This is a genomic window from Massilia putida (assembly GCF_001941825.1).
Taxonomy (GTDB): domain Bacteria; phylum Pseudomonadota; class Gammaproteobacteria; order Burkholderiales; family Burkholderiaceae_D; genus Telluria; species Telluria putida.
In genome coordinates this window covers 1,098,938-1,119,696 of sequence record NZ_CP019038.1, presented here as the reverse complement: position 1 = coordinate 1,119,696, position 20,759 = coordinate 1,098,938, and the positions used below count along the sequence as shown (strand labels likewise).

18 protein-coding genes are annotated in these 20,759 nt (G+C 68.9%); 15 read left to right on the top strand and 3 right to left on the bottom strand.

What is annotated here, in order from left to right:
- The first annotated feature begins 39 nt into the window (after window positions 1-39).
- Both galB and BVG12_RS07260 read left to right on the top strand, forming a co-directional pair.
- Entirely contained in the window at window positions 40-2,604 is a 2,565-nt protein-coding gene (gene galB, locus BVG12_RS07265; protein WP_075796247.1) for a beta-galactosidase GalB, read from the top strand.
- Between the two features lie 198 nt (window positions 2,605-2,802).
- Window positions 2,803-4,101 (top strand): ATP-binding protein, encoded by a 1,299-nt coding sequence (locus tag BVG12_RS07260; RefSeq protein WP_075791852.1) that lies wholly within the window; start codon window positions 2,803-2,805, stop codon window positions 4,099-4,101.
- 5 nt (window positions 4,102-4,106) lie between these two features.
- On the opposite strand, the gene BVG12_RS07255 is transcribed toward BVG12_RS07260, so the two are convergent.
- Window positions 4,107-4,592 carry an MgtC/SapB family protein gene (locus BVG12_RS07255; RefSeq protein WP_075791851.1) on the bottom strand — a complete coding sequence of 162 codons (486 nt, stop codon included), beginning with the start codon at window positions 4,590-4,592 and terminating at the stop codon, window positions 4,107-4,109.
- Complete coding sequence (locus BVG12_RS07250; RefSeq protein WP_075791850.1) at window positions 4,593-5,807, bottom strand: DUF2252 domain-containing protein; 1,215 nt, start codon at window positions 5,805-5,807, stop codon at window positions 4,593-4,595.
- A 178-nt stretch (window positions 5,808-5,985) separates the two neighbouring features.
- Here BVG12_RS07250 and BVG12_RS07245 point away from each other — a divergent pair, with 178 nt between their 5' ends.
- The 7 genes from BVG12_RS07245 (at window position 5,986) to BVG12_RS07215 (ending at window position 13,577) form a co-directional block, all read left to right on the top strand.
- On the top strand, window positions 5,986-6,387 hold the full coding sequence (locus BVG12_RS07245) for a type IV pilin protein (protein ID WP_075791849.1): 402 nt from the start codon (window positions 5,986-5,988) through the stop codon (window positions 6,385-6,387).
- Window positions 6,381-6,842, top strand: coding sequence for a GspH/FimT family pseudopilin (locus BVG12_RS07240; RefSeq protein ID WP_075791848.1), 462 nt, complete (start codon window positions 6,381-6,383; stop codon window positions 6,840-6,842). The genes BVG12_RS07245 and BVG12_RS07240 overlap by 7 nt, the downstream gene beginning before the upstream one ends.
- Before the next feature lies 1 nt (window position 6,843).
- Window positions 6,844-7,425, top strand: coding sequence for a type IV pilus modification PilV family protein (locus BVG12_RS07235; RefSeq protein ID WP_075791847.1), 582 nt, complete (start codon window positions 6,844-6,846; stop codon window positions 7,423-7,425).
- A gap of 8 nt (window positions 7,426-7,433) precedes the next feature.
- Window positions 7,434-8,507, top strand: coding sequence for a PilW family protein (locus BVG12_RS07230; RefSeq protein WP_075791846.1), 1,074 nt, complete (start codon window positions 7,434-7,436; stop codon window positions 8,505-8,507).
- Complete coding sequence (locus tag BVG12_RS07225) at window positions 8,504-9,085, top strand: hypothetical protein (RefSeq protein ID WP_075791845.1); 582 nt, start codon at window positions 8,504-8,506, stop codon at window positions 9,083-9,085. Before BVG12_RS07230 ends, BVG12_RS07225 begins: the two co-directional genes overlap by 4 nt.
- The gene (locus BVG12_RS07220) at window positions 9,082-13,089 is read left to right on the top strand and encodes a pilus assembly protein (RefSeq protein ID WP_075791844.1); all 4,008 of its coding nucleotides are present in this window, start codon (window positions 9,082-9,084) and stop codon (window positions 13,087-13,089) included. Before BVG12_RS07225 ends, BVG12_RS07220 begins: the two co-directional genes overlap by 4 nt.
- An 89-nt stretch (window positions 13,090-13,178) precedes the next feature.
- Entirely contained in the window at window positions 13,179-13,577 is a 399-nt protein-coding gene (locus BVG12_RS07215; RefSeq protein WP_075791843.1) for a (R)-mandelonitrile lyase, read from the top strand.
- An 80-nt stretch (window positions 13,578-13,657) separates the two neighbouring features.
- Here the strand turns inward: BVG12_RS07215 and BVG12_RS07210 are convergent, their stop codons facing one another.
- On the bottom strand, window positions 13,658-14,017 hold the full coding sequence (locus tag BVG12_RS07210) for a MarR family transcriptional regulator (protein WP_075791842.1): 360 nt from the start codon (window positions 14,015-14,017) through the stop codon (window positions 13,658-13,660).
- Window positions 14,018-14,075: 58 nt separating this feature from the next.
- On the opposite strand from BVG12_RS07210, the gene BVG12_RS07205 reads away from it, so the two are divergent.
- The 6 genes from BVG12_RS07205 (at window position 14,076) to hpnD (ending at window position 20,749) form a co-directional block, all read left to right on the top strand.
- Window positions 14,076-14,672 carry a hypothetical protein gene (locus BVG12_RS07205; protein ID WP_229503828.1) on the top strand — a complete coding sequence of 199 codons (597 nt, stop codon included), beginning with the start codon at window positions 14,076-14,078 and terminating at the stop codon, window positions 14,670-14,672.
- A gap of 146 nt (window positions 14,673-14,818) precedes the next feature.
- Window positions 14,819-15,868, top strand: coding sequence for an NAD(P)-dependent alcohol dehydrogenase (locus BVG12_RS07200; protein WP_075791840.1), 1,050 nt, complete (start codon window positions 14,819-14,821; stop codon window positions 15,866-15,868).
- Complete coding sequence (locus tag BVG12_RS07195; RefSeq protein WP_156895563.1) at window positions 15,868-17,064, top strand: MFS transporter; 1,197 nt, start codon at window positions 15,868-15,870, stop codon at window positions 17,062-17,064. The genes BVG12_RS07200 and BVG12_RS07195 overlap by 1 nt, the downstream gene beginning before the upstream one ends.
- A gap of 9 nt (window positions 17,065-17,073) precedes the next feature.
- On the top strand, window positions 17,074-17,973 hold the full coding sequence (locus BVG12_RS07190; RefSeq protein WP_075791838.1) for a LysR family transcriptional regulator: 900 nt from the start codon (window positions 17,074-17,076) through the stop codon (window positions 17,971-17,973).
- Window positions 17,974-18,109: 136 nt separating this feature from the next.
- Window positions 18,110-19,888, top strand: a complete 1,779-nt coding sequence (gene dxs, locus BVG12_RS07185) for a 1-deoxy-D-xylulose-5-phosphate synthase (protein WP_075791837.1) — start codon at window positions 18,110-18,112, stop codon at window positions 19,886-19,888.
- A gap of 12 nt (window positions 19,889-19,900) precedes the next feature.
- Window positions 19,901-20,749 carry a presqualene diphosphate synthase HpnD gene (gene hpnD / locus BVG12_RS07180; RefSeq protein ID WP_075791836.1) on the top strand — a complete coding sequence of 283 codons (849 nt, stop codon included), beginning with the start codon at window positions 19,901-19,903 and terminating at the stop codon, window positions 20,747-20,749.
- Window positions 20,750-20,759 lie beyond the last annotated feature (10 nt).

Sequence of the window (20,759 nt, the reverse complement as noted above, 5' to 3'; positions counted from 1 at the left end):
AGGTTTCCCCGTTCGATATCGTTGACCGATCCCGCGACCATGACCCTGATCCCCCGTTCACTCTCCACCATCGCAATCGGCGTCGCCTTGCTGTGTGGCGCGGCGCAAGCGGCCGACGTGCCCGTGCGCGAACGTCTTTCGTTCGACGCCGACTGGCGTTTCGCGAAAGGCGATCCCGCCGGCAGCGGCCAGCTCGACGACGCGCGCATCAAGAACCCGGCGACGGCGCTCCCCGCCGCGCAACCGGGCTTCGACGACGCCGCCTGGCGCAAGCTCGACCTGCCGCACGACTGGGGCATCGAAGGGCCGTTCAAGCAGGCGTATCCAGGCGAGACGGGCAAGCTGCCGTGGTGGGGCGTGGGCTGGTACCGCAAGCACTTCACGTTGCCGGCCGCCGACGCGGGCCGCCGCGTCTACCTGGACATCGACGGCGCGATGTCGCACGCCGCCGTCTGGGTCAACGGCCATTACGTGGGCGGGTGGCCGTACGGTTACGCGTCGTGGCGCGTCGACCTGACGCCGTACGCGAAGCCGGGCGGCGACAACGTCGTGGCGATCCGCCTCGACAATCCGCCGGATTCGTCGCGCTGGTATCCGGGCGGCGGCATCTACCGCAACGTCTGGCTCGTCAAGACGGCGCCCGTGCACGTGGCCCAGTACGGCACGTTCGTGACGACGCCGCAGGTGTCGAAGCAGTCCGCGACCGTCTCGGTGCAGACGACGGTGGAGAGCGACCGCCAGGCTGCCAAGGTCCAAGTCGCGACCGAGATCTACCTGCTCGACGCGGCGGGCAAGCGCGGAGCAAGCCCGGTCGCGCGCCAGGCGGCGTCCGCGCCGGCCAAGGTGGTGACCGACCGCCAGGCCCAGATCACGCAGACCTTGAGCGTGCCGCAGCCGCGCCTGTGGAGCATCGCGAGCCCGCAGCGCTATGTGGCCGTCACGACGGTCACGGACAACGGAAAGGTCACCGACGTGGTCGAGACGCCGTTCGGCATCCGCACCGCCGTCTTCGATGCGGCGCGCGGCTTCGTCCTGAACGGCCAGCGCGTGCCGTTGAACGGCGTGTGCATGCACCACGACCTGGGCGCGCTGGGCACGGCCATCAATGTGCGCGCGCTGGAACGCCAGCTGGAACTGCTGCGCGAGATGGGCACGAACGCGATCCGCACGAGCCACAATCCGCCGGCGCCCGAATTGCTCGACCTCGCCGACCGCTTGGGCTTCGTCGTGCTGGACGAGGCATTCGACATGTGGCATGAGGCGAAGACGCCGAACGACTACCACCTGTCGTTCGACGAATGGCACGAGAAGGACCTGCGCGCGCAGGTCCGGCGCGACCGCAACCACCCGAGCGTGATCGCCTGGAGCACCGGCAACGAGATTCCGGAGCAGGGCAAGCCGGAAGGCTGGAAGCTGGCCGCGCACCTGGCGGAGATCGTGCGCGGCGAAGACCGCACGCGCGCCGTCACGTCCGCGTACAACCACGTCGACTCGGGCTATAACGGCTTCCAGAACGTCGTCGACTTCTTCGGCTACAACTACAAGCCGGGCGAGTACGGCAAGTTTCATGCGTACGCGCCGCATATCCCGATCTTCGGCAGCGAGACGGCATCGACGATCAGCTCGCGCGGCGAATACTTCTTCCCCGTCAGCGACGACAAATCGAAAGGCGCGGCCAACTTCCAGGTCAGCAGCTACGACCTCACTGCACCGCCGTGGGCGACGTCGCCCGACGTCGAATTCAAGGGCCAGGACGACAACCCGTCCGTCGCCGGCGAATTCGTGTGGACCGGCTTCGACTACCTGGGCGAGCCGACGCCCTACAACGACGACACGACGAACCTGCTGAACTTCACCGATCCCGCCCAGCAGCAGCGCGCCGCGCAAGAACTGGCGACGCTGAAGAAGATCGCGATGCCGTCGCGCAGCTCGTACTTCGGCATCATCGACCTGGCCGGTTTCAAGAAGGACCGCTTCTGGCTGTACCAGGCCCGCTGGCGCCCGGACCTGCCGATGGCGCACCTGCTGCCGCACTGGAACTGGCCGGAGCGCGTGGGCCAGGTGACGCCGGTGCACCTGTACACGTCCGGCGACGAGGCGGAGCTGTTCCTGAACGGTAAATCGCTCGGCCGGAAGAAACGGGGCCCGCGCGACTACCGCCTGCGCTGGGACGACGTGGTCTACCAGCCCGGCACGCTGAAAGCCGTCGTCTACAAGAAGGGCAGGCGCTGGGCCGAGGACACCGTCGCGACGACCGGCCAGCCGGCCAGGCTGCTCGTATCGGCGGACCGCGCCAGGCTGCATGCGGACGGCCACGATCTGTCGTTCGTGACCGTCACCATCGCCGACAAGGACGGCCGGCCGGTGCCGCGCTCGCACGACCGGATCACGTTCAAGCTGTCCGGACCGGGCGAGATCGTCGCGACGGACAACGGCGACGCGACGGACCTGGAATCGTTCCAGTCGCCCGAGCGCCGCGCGTTCAACGGCCTCGCGCTGGCCATCGTGAAGACCCGCGCGGGCGAACCCGGCAAGCTGACCCTGACGGCCAGCGCCGACGGCCTGGCGCCGACCCGGATCACCCTGGACAGCCAGCAGCAGTAAGCACGGCACCGTGCGCGCGCGCCGTTCGTGCGGCGTCCGCGCACGGGTTCGGCGAGGCTCGTCCGACATCGGTTCATCGGAAGTGTTGTAATCAGGCGATAGTGACCGAAACTCTTGCGTATAAGAGTTTTAACAAAGCACCATTTCCAGGCATTTCCTACGGATAATAGGCCTACCGCCTTATGTCGAGCCACCGCCATGGAATTTGAAGTTTTCGAATCATTGTCGTCGAGCCCCGCGCCAGCGACGGGCGATGCCGCGTCGCCGCTGGTCCGGCTGCAATACCTGATCGACAACACGCCGGCCATCATCTACGCCACCGTGCCCAGCGGCGACTTCAAGATGACGTTCGTGAGCAATAATGCGTACAACGTCCTCGGCTATCGGCCGGAAGAGATGCTGGCGGATCCGAACTTCTGGTTCGACCACATCCACCCGGACGACGCGCCGAACATCTTTTCCAGCCTGGCCCAGCTGTTCGTGGACGGCGAAAAGACGTACGAATACCGGTTCCGCACGGCCAGCGGCGAATTCCTGTGGATGCACGACCGCCTGCGCCTGATCTGCGACGACCGCGGCGCTCCGGTCGAGGTCATCGGCTCGCTGACCGACATCACCGTGCGCAAGCACATGGAACAGGAACAGCAGCAACTGATCGCGCGCCTGAGCGAGGCGCACGACCAGCTGCTGCAATCGGAAAAGATGGCGTCGATCGGCCAGCTGGCGGCGGGCGTGGCGCACGAGATCAACAATCCGATCGGCTTCGTCAATTCGAACATGGGGACGCTGAAGCACTACGTCGGCACGCTGCTGCAGGTGGTGGACTCGTACAGCGAGGCGGTGAACAAGGCGGCGCCCGGCTCGGCGCTGGCGGCGGAGATCGAGGCGATCAGCCGCGAGGCCGACCTCGGTTATCTCAAGGACGACATCGCCGACCTGGTGAGCGAGTCGATGGACGGCCTCAAGCGCGTGAAGGATATCGTCCAGGCACTCAAGGATTTTTCCCACGTCGGCCTCACGGACTGGCAGTACGCGGACGTGCACGCGGGCCTCGACACGACCTTGAACATCGTCGCCAACGAAATCAAGTACAAGGCCACGGTCGAAAAGCTCTACGGCAAGCTACCCGAGATCAAGTGCCTGGCGTCGCAGCTGAACCAGGTGTTCATGAACCTGCTCGTCAACGCCGCTCAAGCCATCCAGAGCCGCGGCGTGATCACGATCGCGACGGGCACCCAGGAGGGCTGGGTGTGGGTGCGGATCAGCGACAACGGTTGCGGCATCGCGCCGGAAAACCTCAAGCGCGTGTTCGAACCGTTCTTCACGACCAAGCCGGTCGGCAGCGGGACGGGCCTCGGCCTGTCGCTGTCGTACAGCATCGTCAACAAGCACGGCGGCCGCATCGAGGTCGCCTCGAAGCCGGGCGTCGGCACGGTGTTTACGATCCGCCTGCCGATCACGCCGCCGGGGTCGGCGACGGCGCCCGAGCAGGGCTGACCGGCTCACTCCTCGTGCAGGTCGATCGCCTGCTTCTCCTTTTCCGGCTTGTCCAGCCAGCGCCGGTGCAGCGTACGCTCGATCGGCTTGCCGCACACGAACAGGACGAACACGAGGACGAGGGCGATCGCGGCGATCTGCCATGAGCCCATGCCGCACAGGATGCCGAGGATCGCGGTGATCCAGATCGACGCGGCTGTCGTCAGGCCGCGCACGCGGTCGCTGCCGTTCTCGTGGATGATGACGCCCGAGCCGAGGAAGCCGATGCCCGTCACCAGGCCCTGAATCACGCGGCTCGCGGCGGCGGGGTCGGCATGGCCGTGACCGTCCGGGAGGTTGGCCGTGGCCAAGGTCAGCACGCAGGCGCCCAGGCAGACGAGTCCCAGCGTGCGGATGCCGGTCGGCTTGCCGTGCAGGTTGCGGTCCAGGCCGATCAGGCCGCCGACGACGACCGAGGCGGTCAGGCGCAGCAGGATTTCCAGGTGGTCCATTCATGCTCCCGGCGGGGCGGCCGGGCACTGTCCCGCGTCGTAGGCGGCCGAGAATTCGCGCCAGTCGGCGAGCGCCTGCCGGCTCGCGTCGCTTGCCGCCAGCGCGACCTGGCGCCGCCATTTTTTCTTGCCGGCGAAGGCGATCAACTCGTCCGCGATCGCGGCGCCCTGGCGGCCGCCGCTGCGCAACTGGGCCCACGCGACGCAGCGGGCCAGCATGGCGATGGCGCCGTCGAACAGTTCCGGCTGGGTCTTGAAGCGCTCGAACGGCAGGCGGTCCTCGCTCGGCTGCAGGGCGCGCAGCACGAACGGGTGGCCGCCGTGCTTTACCGGGTGCAGGAAGGCGGCGGTCACGGCCTGCATGCGCTGCTGGACGCCGGCGATGCGGTGGGCGTCGTCCGGCCAGTGCGGCTGCAGGCCGCGGAACCGGCGGCCCAGCGCGGAGGGCCCGGACTGCTTGAGGTCGAACAGATAATTGCGGTCGGGCGAGCCGCGGCCTTCGACGAGCACGACGTAGCGCGCGACGCCCAGGCTGCCGGTGCCGGCGATGCGGCGCGCGACGTCGAGGACGCGGTAGAACGCCGGGGCCGGCTGGCCGGCCGCGAACGCCTGCACCGTGGCGGTGACGTCGTCCCGCTCGGCGGCCGTGACGGGCAGCGTGCGGCGGCCGTCGACGAGCAGACGGCGGTGCCGGCGCACGAGGCGCGTGCGGCCGTTCAGCCAGTCGACCCGGCTGCGCTCGCGCAACTGGTCCAGCAACTGGCGCACCATGCCCCGCGCCGTGTCGCGCTCGATCCAGGCCGGCTTGCCGCAGGCGAGGGCCCGCGCGTACTGGTCGAGCAATTCCTCGACGAGCGCGGTGGCGCGGTCGACGGGAATCCCTTGCGCCTCCAGCCCGACGTGCACGCTGGCCGCCAGGCGCACCAGCTCCCACGAGGCGGGCGCGAGCGCGGCTTCGTCGAAATCGTTGATGTCGAAATAGACGAGGCGGTTGTCCCCTTTATAACTGCCGAAATTCTCCAAGTGAAGATCGCCGCAGCACCACACGACGGGCGCCGCGACGTCGAAGCCGGACTCGGCCAAGCGGTCGTAGAATAAGTGGCAGGTGCCGCGCAGGAAGGAGAACGGGTTGTCGCGCAGGGCGCGGTATTTCATGGAGAGGCGTTCCGGGTCGCGGCCCTGGTTCGCTTTCAAGATGCGTTTGACAATATTCATCGCGCCATCGTACCGACCTCCTGGGGAATATGGAACACTCTTGTACGACTATGACGCCACCGTAATGTTTTGCTTTATGTCGTACACATACGACAGATTGCGACATTATGATAGAATTTCCGAGCGGCAACATGTAGTGTTGATCCTGCCGCCAATCCGTGGCGCCACGAGGTTCATCATGTCCTACCGTTTTCCATTGTCCCGCTCGCGCGGCTTTACGCTGATCGAATTGATGGCGGTCGTCGCCATCGTCGGCATCCTGTCCGCGATCGCCTTGCCGGCGTACGGCAGTTACATCGTGCGCGGCAACCGCGCGGCCGCCGAAGCGTATCTGCTGACGCTCGCGCAGGCGCAGGCGCAGTATTTCGCCGACACGCACAGCTATGCCACCACGCCGGCCGCGCTCAACCAGCCGGTGCCGGACCAGGTCGCGGCCAACTATAAGGTCTTCATCGACGCGTCCGACGGCCCGCCGCCGTCGTTCACGGTCACGGCCACGCCGATGGGGTCGCGCCAGACCGGCGACAGCGTGCTTACCATTAACAACAGCGGCGCCCGCACGCCGTCCAGCGTATGGTGAGCCGGCGCCGCGGCCGCGGCTTCACGATGGTCGAGCTGTTGGCCGTCGTGGCCATCACCGCGATCCTCTCCGCCATGGCCGCGCCCTCGTTCAAGAGCCTGGTGGCGGGGCAGCGCGCACGCAGCACGGCCACCGAGCTGTACGCGGCCCTCTCGCTCGCGCGCAGCGAAGCGATCAAGCGCGACGCCCAGGTCACCTTGCAGTCGCTCACCGGCGGCTGGCAGGCCGGCTGGACCATTCCGAATCCGACCGACACGGGCCACCCGGTCGCCAACCACGGGCAGGTAGCGGGCGCGACGATCACGGGCCCGACCGCGGTCGTGTACCTGCCGAACGGCCGCGTGGCCAGCGACACGGCGCCGTCGTTCGACATCGCCGTCGACGGCGCGTCCAGTCACCGCTGCGTGCAGGTCGACCTGAGCGGCCGGCCGCGCATGCAGGCCTCGGGGTGCTGACATGACACGCGTGCCGCGACTTCACGCCAGCGCGGGCCTGAGCCTCGTCGAGGTCCTCGTCACCGTCGTCGTGCTGGCCTTCGGCCTGCTCGGCATCGCCGCGCTGCAGGCCAAGATGCAGGTCGGCTCGATCGAGTCGTACCAGCGCGCCCAGGCCGTCGTGCTGCTGGACGACATGCGCGCGCGCGTGCTCGGCAACCCGGTCCACGCCGCCGACTATCTGACGTCAACGCCGCTCGGCACCGGCGACACCCAGCCCGCCGACTGCACCTCGCTTGCGATCGGCAGCGCGCGCGACGTGTGCGAATGGAGCCAGGAACTCAAGGGCGCCGCCGAACAGACTGCCTCCGGCACGAACAGCGGCGCCATGATCGGCGCGCGCGGCTGCGTGGAGCAGCTGCAGGCGCCCGACCCGACGGCCGGCGTCTGCCAGCCCGGCATCTACCGTGTCACCGTCGCCTGGCAGGGCATGCACGAAACCCGCGCCTCGCCCCTGGCGTGCGGAAAAGACCTGTACGGTCCGGACGCCAACCGGCGCGCGATCGCCGTGCAGGTGACGATCGGCCTGCCCAGCTGCAGCTAGGAACCATGATGGCCGCCCAACTCTTGCTTCGCCGCCGCACCGCCGGCTTTTCCCTGCCCGAACTGCTCGTGTCCGTCACGATGGGCTTGTTCATCGTGATCGCGATGGTGACGCTGTTCTTCCATAACAGCCGCGCCCAGGCCGAGATCGAGCGCGCCAACCAGCAGATCGAAAGCGGCCGGTACGCCGTCGACATGCTCACCAACGACTTGCGCAACGCCGGCTACTATGGCGAATTCGACCCGACCCTGCTGCCCGACCCGGCCGCCGTACCGGATCCGTGCGCCGCGACGGTGGCCGCCCTCAAGGCCATGCTGCCGCTGCACGTGCAGGGGTTCGGCGTCGGCGACACGCTGCCGTCCTGCGTCACGGACGTGCGCCCGGGCACCGCTCTGATCGTCGTGCGCCACACGCGCGCCTGCGTCACGGGCGATCCGAACTGCAGCGCCAACGATCCCGCGGGTCCGCTGTTCCAGGCATCGTTGTGCAACAACGCGAGCGAGCTTGGGTCCGCGAACCCGGCCGACTGGTATGCGCTGGACGTCGATCCGGCCCAACTGACGCGCCACCAGCGCGATTGCACGACGACGGCCGGCACGGGCACGCCGGCGGTCACGCGCCGCTTCCAGACCCATGTCTATTTTGTCGCCAACAACGACCGGCCGGGCGACGGCATCCCCACGCTGAAACGCGCCGAGCTGCGCTACTCGGGCGGCCAGCTGGGCTTCGATACGATCGTGCCGCTGGTCGAGGGCGTCGAGAACCTGCAGTTCGAATACGGCATCGACACGCACAACGACGGCACCGTCGGCCTGTACACCAGCGCCCCGGCCGGCGCGAACGGCTGCGCCCAGGCGGCCTGCGCGGTGTCCAACTGGCGCAATGTCGTCGCCGTGCGACTGCACGTGCTGGCGCGCAGCCCCAGCGCGACGCCGGGCTATGTCGACGCCAGGACGTATGGCCTGGGCACCGCCGCCGACGGCAGCGCGCGCACGGCCGGCCCGTTCAACGACGGCTACAAGCGCCACGTGTTCCAGACGCTCGTGACGCTGGCGAACCCGGTCGGAAGGAAACAGCCATGAGGATCCCACGCCGCCAGCAGGGCATCACGCTGGTGACCGCCCTGATCATGCTCCTGCTGCTCACGATGCTGGCGCTGACCAGCGTCAACCTGGGCAACTCGAACCTGCAGGTGGTCGGCAATATGCAGCGGCGCGACCAGACGCTCGCCGCCGCCCACGCCGTGCTGGAAGAGACGATCAGTTCGCCCCAGTTCACCACCACGCCGAACAGCGCGCTGTCCAACCCGTGCGACGGCCCGAACCAGCGCTGCGTCGATACGGACGGCGACGGCAAGACCGACATCAAGGTCACGCTCAGCCCGCCGCCGAGCTGCACGAAGGTGCAGGCGATCCGGAATTCCGACCTGAACCTGAACGACAACGAAGACGCCGGCTGCGCCGTCGGCGTCGCCCAGAACTATGGCGTGGCCGGCGCGTCCGACGGCAATTCCGATTGCGACAACAGCGTCTGGGACGTCAGCGCCGTCGCCACCGACACCGCCACGCAGGCCTCCGTCAAAGTCGTCCAGGGCGTGTCCGTGCGTATCGCCAAGGATGACGTCGCCACCAACTGTCCGCAACCCGGAGCAAGCCCATGACCCGTTCCCGTCCCGCCGCGGCCCTCGCGCTGGCGCTGTCCACGAGCCTTGCCGGCCTGCCGATCGGCGCGGCCGCCGACGACATCGACATCTTCACCGGCGCCTCCGGCGGCAGCGCCGTCAATCCGCGCATCCTGATCGTGCTCGACAACACGTCGAACTGGTCGCGCCACAGCCAGCAATGGCCGGGCGGCCTGCAGCAGGGGCAGTCGGAAGCGCGCGCGATCAGCAATCTGCTGCCGACGCTGGACAGCACGGTCAGCATGGGCCTGATGGAATTCGTCACCGGCGGCAACGCCAACGATGACGGCGGCTTCATCCGTTCCGCGATCCGCCCGCTGGACGCCACGGCCAAGACGAACTTCACGAGCCAGCTGAGCACCATCTACAACAACGTCACGTCGCCGAACGAGAAGCGCAACTCGAACACGCCATACGGCGACCTGATGTACGACGTCTACAATTATTTCGCCGGCGCCAACGCGTTTTCGCCCAGCGCCGTCATCGCCAGCCTGGCCGACAGCGCGGGCTACACGACCCCATACTCGACGTTCCTGTCGCCGCTGACGGCCGCGAACACCTGCGGCAAGAGCTTCGTCATCTTCATCGGCAACCCGAACGCCAGCGGCCCGGCCAGCGATACCGCGGCCAACACGGCGGCGCTCAATGCGCTCAACGGCAGCCCGACGACGCAACTTGGGCTGCCGAATTTCACGACCCAGAACGCGACCACGTCGACCAATGTGGGCGTCACGAGCGCCTGCTATGCGAGCCCGACGGCCGCGGCGGCCGAGCTGAGTGCGTTCACGGCGCAGTGCGACCCCTACACGGAAGGCTGCTCGATCGGTTCCGCGACGGCCAACACGCGGCCCGTCGCATGCCCGGCCGGCAGCCTGTCGTACACGGTGACGCAATCCGTCTATCACCCGGCCACGACGAGCCCCGGCCAGCCCGTGCAGGGCACCGTCACGACGTCCACCGGTACGACGACGGGCTATTACGCGACGGCGGCCGCCGTGCCGGCGAGCGACCACGGCAACCTGACGTGCCCGTCGACTTCGACGACGACCAGCGGCACCACGACCACCACCACGACCTACAGCTGCACGTATTCGGTCGGCGCCCCGGTCGGCACGGCCGGCACGACGACCAGCAGCGCGACCGCCAACCAGAACCCGAACGGCAAGGGCGCCGGCTGCTACACCGGCGTCGGCTCGGCGTCCGGCAACTGGAATCCGGCGGCGACGACGGACTTCGGCGGCCTGACCTGCCCGGCGAACAGCAGCTGCACGTATTCCGGCGCCCTGAGCAGCAACGCCAGCGGCTGCACGGGCTCGGGCTATCGCCAGGTGACCGTGACGCAGGCGGCGACGGCCAAGCGCCAGTACACGATCACGCAGACCGTGACGCCGACGTCGGTCAGCAACACGACGACGCCGGCCTACACGACCACGACGAATCTCGGCATGACGTCGCAGTGCTATTCGAGCCCGCCGGCGTCGACGTCCGACTACGCGTCGTCGTGCTCGGGCACCAACATCAGCTGCACGTACAACAATACGCCGACGAGCACCACGCTGGCATCGTGCCCGGCCGGCACGAGCGCCTACAACATCGTCGGCACGAGCACCGTGCTGACCAACGTCCCGACCGGCACCACGACGACCGACACCGGCCCGCGCAACGCCGACGAATGGTCGCGCCTGTTGCACGACCGCGGCGTGCCCGTCGCCGGATCGGCCGTGCGCTCGCCGGTGACGACGTACACGATCGACGTCTACAACGCCCAGCCGAACGCCACGCAGACGGCTCTGCTGATGAGCATGGCCAAGGCCGGCGGCGGCAAGTATTTCGCCGCCAAGAACGAGCAGGCGATCCTCGACGCGCTGCGCCAGATCATCATCGAGATCCAGGCCGTGAACACGACGTTCGCCTCGACCAGCCTGCCGGTCAATGCGACGAACCGCTCGCAGAACGAGAACCAGGTGTTCATCGGCATGTTCCGCCCCGATCCGGACGCGCACCCGCGCTGGTTCGGCAACCTGAAGCGCTACCAGCTGATCAACAACGGCGCCAACATCGAACTGGGCGACGTGAACAGCCAGGTCGCCGTCAACACGCTGACCGGCTTCGTCACGCCGTGCGCGGCGAGCTACTGGACGTCGGATTCGGGCAGTTACTGGAGCGGCCTGGGCATCAACCCCGACCCGGCCGGCGCCTGCGCCCCGAACGGCGCGAGCCCGTATTCGGACTTGCCGGACGGTCCGCAGGTGGAAAAGGGCGGCGCCGCCGAGATCCTGCGCCAGGGGAACGTCGCCGGTACGTGGAGCGGGAACCAGGCCGTCAACCGCAACATGCTGACCCTGTCGGGCACCACGCTGGCCACGTTCAACACGGCCAACACGGGGTTGAGCGCCAACCTGGTGAACTTCATCCAGGGCGCGGACGTCAACAACGAAAAAGGGACCGGCAGCACGACGACGACGCGGCCGTCGATCCACGGCGACGTGATCCACTCGCGCCCGCTGCCCGTGAACTTCGGCGGCACGACGGGCGTGCGCGTGTTCTACGGCGCCAACGACGGCGCGCTGCATGCCGTGAACGCCAGCAACGGCGTCGAAAGCTGGTCGTTCGTCGCGCCCGAGTTCTTTGGCCGCCTGCAGCGCCTGATGGACAATGCGCCGCTCGTGAGCTACCCGAACCTCTCCGCCGCGATCTCGCCCGCGCCTACGCCCAAGGACTATTTCTTCGACGGCTCGATCGGCCTGTACCAGAACGCCGACAATTCCAAGGTCTGGATCTTCCCGGCGATGCGCCGCGGCGGCCGCATGTTGTACGGCATCGACGTCACCAATCCGGACCGCCCTGTGTACAAGTGGAAGGCCGGCTGCCCGGATCTGGGCGACGACACGGGCTGCACGGCCGGCATGTCCGGCGTCGGCCAGACGTGGTCGACGCCGAACGTCGCCTTCGTCAAAGGCTATTCGACGACGACGCCCGTGCTGGTCGTGGGCGGCGGCTACGACGCCTGCGAGGATGCCAACACGGCATCCCCTGCGTGCAGTACCGGCAAGGGCGGTTTCGTGTACGTGCTCGATGCGAACACGGGCGCGGTGCTGCGCTCGTTCCAGACCGACCGCGCGGTGGCGGCCGACGTGGCGCTCGTCGACACCGACAACGACGGCTATCCCGACTACGCCTATGCGGCCGACACGGGGGGCGACATCTACCGGATCGACTTCGTGGGCAGCTACGCGGGCCGCGTCCCGGCCGCGCCCGACGCGTGGACGTATCGCAAGGTCGCGTACACGGCCGGCGCGGGCCGCAAATTCCTGTTCGCCCCGGCCCTGCTGGCGACCCAGGGCAAGGTCTATGTGGCCCTCGGCAGCGGCGACCGCGAACACCCGCTGCAATCGCAATACCCGTACGCCAATGTGACGAACCGGTTCTACGTCTACCTGGACGACCTGACGGCGGCCACCGGCACGCCGGCCACGAATCTGGACGCGATGACCGACTTCACGACCGCGACCGACTGCTCGACCACGAAGATCCTGCCCAATGCGACCACGAAGGGCTGGTATATGAACCTGAACCAGTACGGCCAGGGCGAGCAGGTGGTCACGTCCGCGCTGATCGCCAGCGGCATGGTCACGTTCAGCACCAACCGTCCGGTCCCGCCCGACGCCGCCAGCTGCTCGACGTCGCTGGGCGAGGCGCGCGGCTACTGGGTCAACCTGTTCAACGGGTCGGGCGCGATCAACGTCCCGGGCCTGTGCGGCGGGACGCGCTCGTCCGTGTTCGTGGGCGGCGGCTTGCCGCCGTCGCCCGTCAAGGCCAGCAGCGTGCCGATCGGCGGCAAGGCGGTGTCCGTCGTGCTGGGCGCCGTGCAGAAGGGCGGCAACGGGGCCGCCGGGGCCAGCGTGGCGATCTCGCCGCAGCGCATCCGCCCGGCGATCACGTCCAAGCGCAAGCGCGTGTACAGCTATACGGCGGGGGATTGATGAACGCGTTTCATAGCGGTATTGAACGGACGCGGGGTATTCGCGCCGGCGCTTGACCGTTATATTGGGCCCTTTACCGAAAGGATCCCATGGAACTCAAACCTCCCGGCGCGCAGCCGTCGATCAAAGGCCCCGAGCAGTATTTCACCGGTACCGTCCGCATCGATCCGTTGAACGCGCCGCCGCCGCCGGCGCGCGTGTCCGTCGCCAGCGTGACGTTCGAACCGGGCGCGCGCTCGGCCTGGCACACGCACCCCCTCGGCCAGACGCTCGTCGTCACGGCCGGCTGCGGCTGGACGCGTTGCGAGGGCGGGCCCAAGGTCGAGATCCGCGCCGGCGATGTCGTCTGGTGCCCGCCCGGCCACAAGCATTGGCATGGCGCGACGGCGACGACGGCCATGACGCATCTGGCCATCCAGGAAGCGCTGGACGGCGTCAACGTGGTGTGGATGGACAAGGTGAGTGACGAGGATTACCTCGGGCACTGAGGCAGTGCACGAGCCGGACAAGCTGCTTGGCCACGTCGTTCCCGCCTGCGCGGGGACGACGTATCAAACGCTCACTGAGCTTAGCCGGTTTTTTCCACCGCCTTGACCATGCACTTCGACAGCTTGTCGAAGTGCGCCAGCGCCGCCTGCGTGAGGGTGACCTGCTTGCGCCGCGTGTCTTCCGTATCCGTCAGCATGATCCAGCCTTTTTCGCGCATCGACGTCAGGCGGCTGTGCACGGTCGCGGGGGCGCCGAGCTCTTTTTTGGCCATCATGTCGCGCACGCACAGGCGTTCGCCATCCTGCATGGCGCGGGCGACCGTGCCGAGGATGCGTTCCTCGAGCGGGTCGAGGGAGGGCAGGGATGGCAGCCCGCGCAACGCTTCGGCGAGTTGCAGAAAGCGCAGATAGATGTCGGCGGGCCGGGTTGATTTACTCATGCGCAGATTATAATGCGAGCGCTTATCTAACTCCATCCATCATCCACTATCCCGCGCCATGCCTATCCCTTATATTCCTCGCGACGAAGCCGGGCAGGGCATGGCCGAACGGGCCGGGCTCGCCTTCGCCTGCATCGTCGGCTCGGCGGTGTTCTACCTGCTGCTGGCGCGGCTGCAGGACTGGGTCTTCCCCAACGTCCAGTTCATCCGCGGCGTGGGCTGGATCTACCTGCCGGCGGGCGCCCGCCTGCTGTGCCCGCTGTTGCTGGGCCTGCCCGGTGCCGTCGGCGTGCTGGTCGGCTCGTGGTGCGAGTGCTTCTTCCACCTGTATCCCGATGACCCGCTGCGCTCGTTCGCCGGCGGCATCAGCTCGGCCCTCGCGCCTTATCTCGTGTACCTGTTCGCGCTCCAGGTGCTGGGCATGAAGGCGTCGCTGGCCAACCTGACGTCGCGCCGGCTGCTGCTGCTCGTGCCCCTGTTCGGCGTGGCGAGCCCGCTGATGCACCACCTGTGGTTCTGGATCCACCACGACCCCGTCGACCTGGCGCAGGGCTTCGCCGTCATGGCGGCCGGCGACATGCTGGGCGCCATGGTCGTCCTGTACGCGCTCAAGGGCATGCTGAACCTGCTGCCCGCACCGTCGCGGCGCCCCTGACTTTCATGACGCAGCGGACATGATTCCGCTCGGGATTCATGAATCGGATTCATAGGGTCAAGCAATCCCGGCCGGTCCTGCGACCGGCGTTCGCCGTTAACATCGTCGCCCAACGATGCAACGCCAACGCCACGAAAGGATCACCCATGACTGTCAAAGCCTATGGCGCCCACGCCGCCGACAAGCCGCTCGAATCCCTGGACATCACCCGCCGCGCGCCGGGGCCGCACGACGTGCATATCGAGATCGCCTATTGCGGCGTGTGCCACTCCGACCTGCACACGGTGAAAGCCGAGTGGGCCGGCACCATGTACCCGTGCGTGCCGGGCCACGAGATCGTCGGCCGCGTGTCCGCCGTCGGCGCGCACGTGCACGGTTTCCGCGCAGGCGACCTGGTCGGCGTGGGCTGCATGGTCGACAGCTGCCGCCACTGCGCCGATTGCGCAGAGGGCCTGGAAAACTACTGCGACCACATGGTCGGCACGTACAACGGCGCCACGAACGACGCGCCGGGCCACACGCTGGGCGGCTACGCCGAGCGCATCGTCGTGCACGAGCGCTACGTGCTGCGCGTGCGCCATCCGGAAGCGCAGCTCGCGGCCGTCGCGCCGTTGCTGTGCGCCGGCATCACGACCTGGTCTCCGCTGCGCCATTGGAACGCGGGCCCGGGTAAGACGGTGGGCATCGTCGGCATCGGCGGCCTGGGGCACATGGGGATCAAGCTGGCGCGGGCGATGGGCGCCCATGTCGTGGCCTTCACGACGTCGGCATCCAAGCGCCGGGACGCCGAAGCGCTGGGCGCGCACGAGGTGGTCGTCTCGCGCGATCCGCAAGCGCTGGCCGCTTGGGCCAAGCGCCTGGACCTGGTCGTCGACACGGTCGCCGCCCCGCACGACCTGGACGCGTATCTCACCTTGCTGAAGCGCGACGGCACGATGGTGCTGGTGGGGGCGCCCGCCACGCCGCACCCGTCGCCGCAAGTGTTCAACCTGATCATGAAGCGCCGCGCGCTGGCCGGCTCGATGATCGGCGGGATCCCCGAGACGCAGGAGATGCTGGACTTCTGCGCGGCGCACGGCATCGTCGCCGACATCGAGATGATTCGGGCCGACGAGATCAACGCCGCGTACGAACGCATGCTCAAGGGCGACGTGAGGTACCGTTTCGTGATCGACAACGCGACCCTGGCCGCCTGATGCAGTCCGGGGTCTCATCGATGCCGGGCGGCGCGGCGCCGCATGTGCCCGCTGCCGCGCCCGCCGCGTGGGGCGCCGTGTTCGCGCTGGCGCTGGCCGCGTTCGCGCTCGTCGCGTCCGAGTTCATGCCCGTCAGCCTGCTCACGCCCATCGCCGGCGACTTGCGCATCAGCGAAGGGCAGGCCGGCCAGGCCATCGCCGTCTCGCGCGCGTTCGCGCTCGTCACGAGCTTGTGCATCGCCCGCCTGGCCGGACGGCTCGACCGCAAGGTGCTGCTGCTGGGCCTCTGCCTGACGATGATCGTGTCGGGCACCATCGCCGCGTTCGCGCCGGACTACGCGCTGTTCCTCGTGGGACGCGCGTTCATCGGCGTCGCGATCGGCGGTTTCTGGTCGATGTCGGCGGCGACGGCGATGCGGCTCGTGCCCGAGCACGCCGTGCCGCGCGCGCTGGCGATCGTCAACGGCGGCAACGCGCTGGCGACCGTCGTCGCGGCGCCGGCCGGCAGCTTCCTCGGCGCGCTGGTCGGCTGGCGCGGCGCGTTCTTCTGCGTCGTGCCCGTCGCGGCACTGGCGTTCGCGTGGAAATTCGTCAGCCTGCCCGCGCTGCCGGCCACCCTTGGCGCGAAGTCCGGCAACGTGTTCGCGCTGTTGAAACGGCCGGCCGTCGCCTACGGCATGGCGGGCGTGAGCGTGTTCTTCATGGGCCAGTTTGCGCTGTTCACCTACCTGCGTCCGTTCCTCGAAACCGTCACGCACGTCGGCGTGAACACGTTGACGGGCATGCTGCTGGCGATCGGCGTGGCGGGCTTCATCGGCACGACGGTCATCGGGGCCTTCCTCGACGCCCACCTGTACCGCACGCTGGTCGCGATTCCGCTGGTGATGGCCGGGCTGGCGGCGGCACTCGTCGCCTTCGGCGGTTCCGCGCCCGTCGTCGCCGTGCTGCTGGCCGTGTGGGGCCTCGTCGGGACGGCGGCGCCGGCGGGCTGGTGGACGTGGCTCGCGCGCACCCTGCCTCATGACGCGGAGGCGGGCGGCGGCCTGATCGTGGCGGTCGTCCAGCTGGCGATCGGGCTCGGTGCCACGCTGGGCGGCGTGCTGTTCGACGCCTTCGGCTACCGCGCCGCGTTCGGACTGGGCGCGGTGCTGCTCGCCGCCGCCGCCGTGCTGGCCGGCAAGGCCGCGCGGGCTTAGAATCACGGCATGGCACGCGACAACCTCAGCGACATCCTCGTTTTCCTCGCCGTCGCGCGCGAACGCAGCTTCACGCGCGCGGCCGTCAAGCTCGGCATGACGCAGTCCGCGCTCAGCCACACGATCCGCGCACTGGAAAGCCGCCTGGGCGTGCGCCTGCTCACGCGCACGACGCGCAGCGTGTCGCCCACCGAGGCCGGCGAGCGCCTGCTGCGGAACGTGGCGCCTCGGCTGGAAGAGATCGACGCCGAGATCGCGGCCGTCAGCGAGCTGGGCGCCCGGCCGTCGGGCACGGTCCGCATCACGGCCACGGACCACGTGATCGACAACGTCCTGTGGCCGCGCCTGGCCGCCGTGCTGCCGCAGTACCCGGACATCCAGGTCGAGACGAGCGCCGAATACCGCATGGTGGACGTGGCCGCCGAGCGCTACGACATCGGCGTGCGCTGGGGCGACCAGGTCGAGAAGGACATGATCGCGGTGCGCCTGACGCCGGACACGAAGACGATGATCGTCGGCGCGCCCGCGTACTTCGCGCACCGTCCCGTGCCCACGTCCGCGCACGACCTCATGAAGCACGACTGCATCCGCCTGCGCCTCGCGGGCGGCGGCCTGTACGCGTGGGAGCTGTGGAACCAGGGCGAGGCCATCGAGGCGCGCGTGCGCGGCCAGTTCATCTTCAACGGCGTCTACCAGATGCTCGGCGCGGCCCTGTCCGGCTGCGGCCTCGCGTTCCTGACCGACGACGTGGCCTTGCCGCATGTGCGCGCCGGACGGCTCGTGAGCGTGATGGAAGACTGGTGCCCCAAATTCCCCGGCCTGCACGCCTACTATCCGAGCCGGCGGCATGCGTCGCGGGCGCTGGCCGTCGTGCTGGATGCGATCCGCTACAAGGATGACGGCCGGTGATTTCTTGCGGGATTTTGCGTGCGTACCATATCTCCATAAAGGGTGGCGCACGGTTGAATCGCATATCTGAACGGATGGTCTGGATGTTCTAGAATGGTTCGCCTGCGGTGCCTTCGCACGCCGCATGGAGGACCGCATGGACCTGCTCGAGGCAATCAACGATCCGGCCGCGTTGCGTGCATTGAACCGCGCGCAATTGCCGCCGCTGGCGCACCAGCTGCGCCGCTTCCTGATCGACACGGTGGCGCGTACCGGCGGCCATCTCGCGTCGAACCTGGGGACGGTGGAGCTGACGATCGCGCTGCACTACGTGTTCGACACGCCGCGCGACCGCGTCGTGTGGGACGTCGGCCACCAGAGCTACGGACACAAGGTATTGACCGGGCGCCGCGCGCAGATGCACACGTTGCGCCAGGCCGGCGGCCTGTCCGGCTTTCCGCGCCGTTGCGAAAGCGTGCACGATACGTTCGGCACGGCGCATTCGTCGACGGCCATCTCCGCCGCGCTCGGCATGGCGCTCGCCGCGCGGCTGCAGGGCGACGACCGGCACGCGGTGGCCGTCTGCGGCGACGGCGCGCTGTCCGCGGGCATGGCGTTCGAGGCGATGAACAATGCGGGCATCGATCCCGGCCTGCGCCTGCTCGTCGTCCTGAACGACAACGGCATGTCGATCTCTCCGGCCGTCGGCGCCTTGAACCGCCATCTGGCGGACTTGGTCGCGGGCCGCGTCGAGCCGGGCGCATCGCTGTTCGACGCGTTCGGCTTCGCGTATTCCGGTCCCGTCGACGGCCACGACCTCGACGCGCTGATCCCCGCGCTGGAAGCGGCGCGGCAGCGCACGGGCCCGCAGGTGCTGCACGTCGTCACGCGCAAGGGGAAGGGCTATGTACGGGCCGAGGCCGCGCCGACGCTGTACCACGGCACGGGCCGCTTCGACCCGGCGCAAGGCTTGCCCGACGCGGCGCGCGGCCGGCCCGCGTACACGGACATCTTCGGCGACTGGCTGTGCGACATGGCGGCGCAGGACGTTCGCCTCGTCGGCATCACGCCCGCCATGCGCGAAGGCTCCGGCCTCGTGCACTTCGCCCAGCGCTTCCCCGACCGCTACGTGGACGTCGGCATCGCCGAACAGCACGCGCTGACGTTCGCGGGCGGCCTCGCCGTGGAAGGCATGAAGCCCGTCGTCGCGATCTATTCCACGTTTTTGCAACGTGCCTACGACCAGTTGATCCACGACGTGGCGCTGCAAAACCTGGATGTGACGTTCGCGCTCGACCGCGCCGGCCTCGTCGGCGCGGACGGCGCCACGCACGCGGGCAACTACGACATCGCCTACCTGCGCTGCGTGCCGAACATGGTGTTGATGGCGGCGTCGGACGAGGCCGAATGCCGGCGCATGCTGACGACCGCCTACCGCCACCCGGGACCGGCTGCCGTGCGTTATCCGCGCGGCGCCGGCCCCGGCGCGGTTCCGGCGCCCGAGCTCGACGCGCTCCCGTTCGGCCGGGGCGAGGTGCGCCGGCGCGGGTCCGGCATCGCCATCCTCGCGTTCGGGCCGATGCTGGCGCCGAGCCTCGACGCGGGCGCGGAACTCGGGGCGACCGTCGCCAATATGCGTTTCATTAAGCCGCTCGATGCGGAACTCGTCGCGGCGCTGGCGCGCGATCACACGCAGCTCGTGACGGTGGAGGAGGGCACCGTGATGGGCGGGGCCGGGGCCGCCGTCGCCGAGACGCTGGCCGCGGCCGGCATCCATCGCCCGCTGCTGATGCTGGGCTTGCCGGACCTCTTCGTCGAGCACGGCGATCCGGCCGCCTTGCTCGGCGCCGCGGGGCTGGACGCGGCCGGCATCGCGGGCGCCATCCGCCAGCGCTATCAGATGGATGCACCGCTGCTCGTCGCCACCAGCCACTGACACGAGGACGCCATGCCAGACGACACGCAAGCGGCGAGCTTGCCGGTGCACGCGCCGGCCAGCTCGTTCGCCATCGCCATGCGCGTCCTGCCGGCGGACCGGCGCGCGGCGATGTTCGCCATTTATGCATTCTGCCGCGCCGTCGACGACATCGCCGACGGTCCCGCGCCGCCGCCCGATCGCCGCGCCGCCCTTGAACGTTGGCGGGCCGACGTCGACGCCGCCTGCGCTGGCGCCGCACCGCCGCGCCTGTCCGCCCTGGCGCCGCACATCGCGGCCTACGGGCTGGCGCGCGCCGACTTCCACGCCGTCATCGACGGCATGCTGATGGACGCGCAGGACCGCCCCATCTGCGCGCCGCCGGCGGATACGCTCGACCTGTACTGCGACCGCGTGGCCGCCGCCGTCGGGCGGCTGTCCGTGCGCGTGTTCGGTCTGCCGCGCGACGACGGCCTGGTCCTCGCGCATCACCTGGGCCGCGCGCTTCAACTGACGAACATCCTGCGCGACATCGACGACGACGCCGCCATCGGCCGCGCCTATCTGCCGCGTGAACTCTTGCTCGCGGCCGGCGTCGAACCGAGGGTGTGCGCGGCGGGCGCGGGCGAGATCGCCCTGCATCCGGCGCTGCCCCGGGCCTGCGTCGACCTGGCCGCGCAGGCGCGCCGCCACTACGCGGCCGCCGGCTACGTGCTGCGCCGCCACCGGGGCGCCGGCGGCCGCGCGCCCCGCCTGATGGGCGCCGTCTACGAGGCGCTGCTCGCGCGGCTCGCCAAGCGCGGCTGGGCCTGTCCGCGCACGCGGGTGAAGGTGGGGCGTCTGCAACGCATCGGCATCCTGCTGCGGCACACGGTCCTGTAGCGACGGGAGA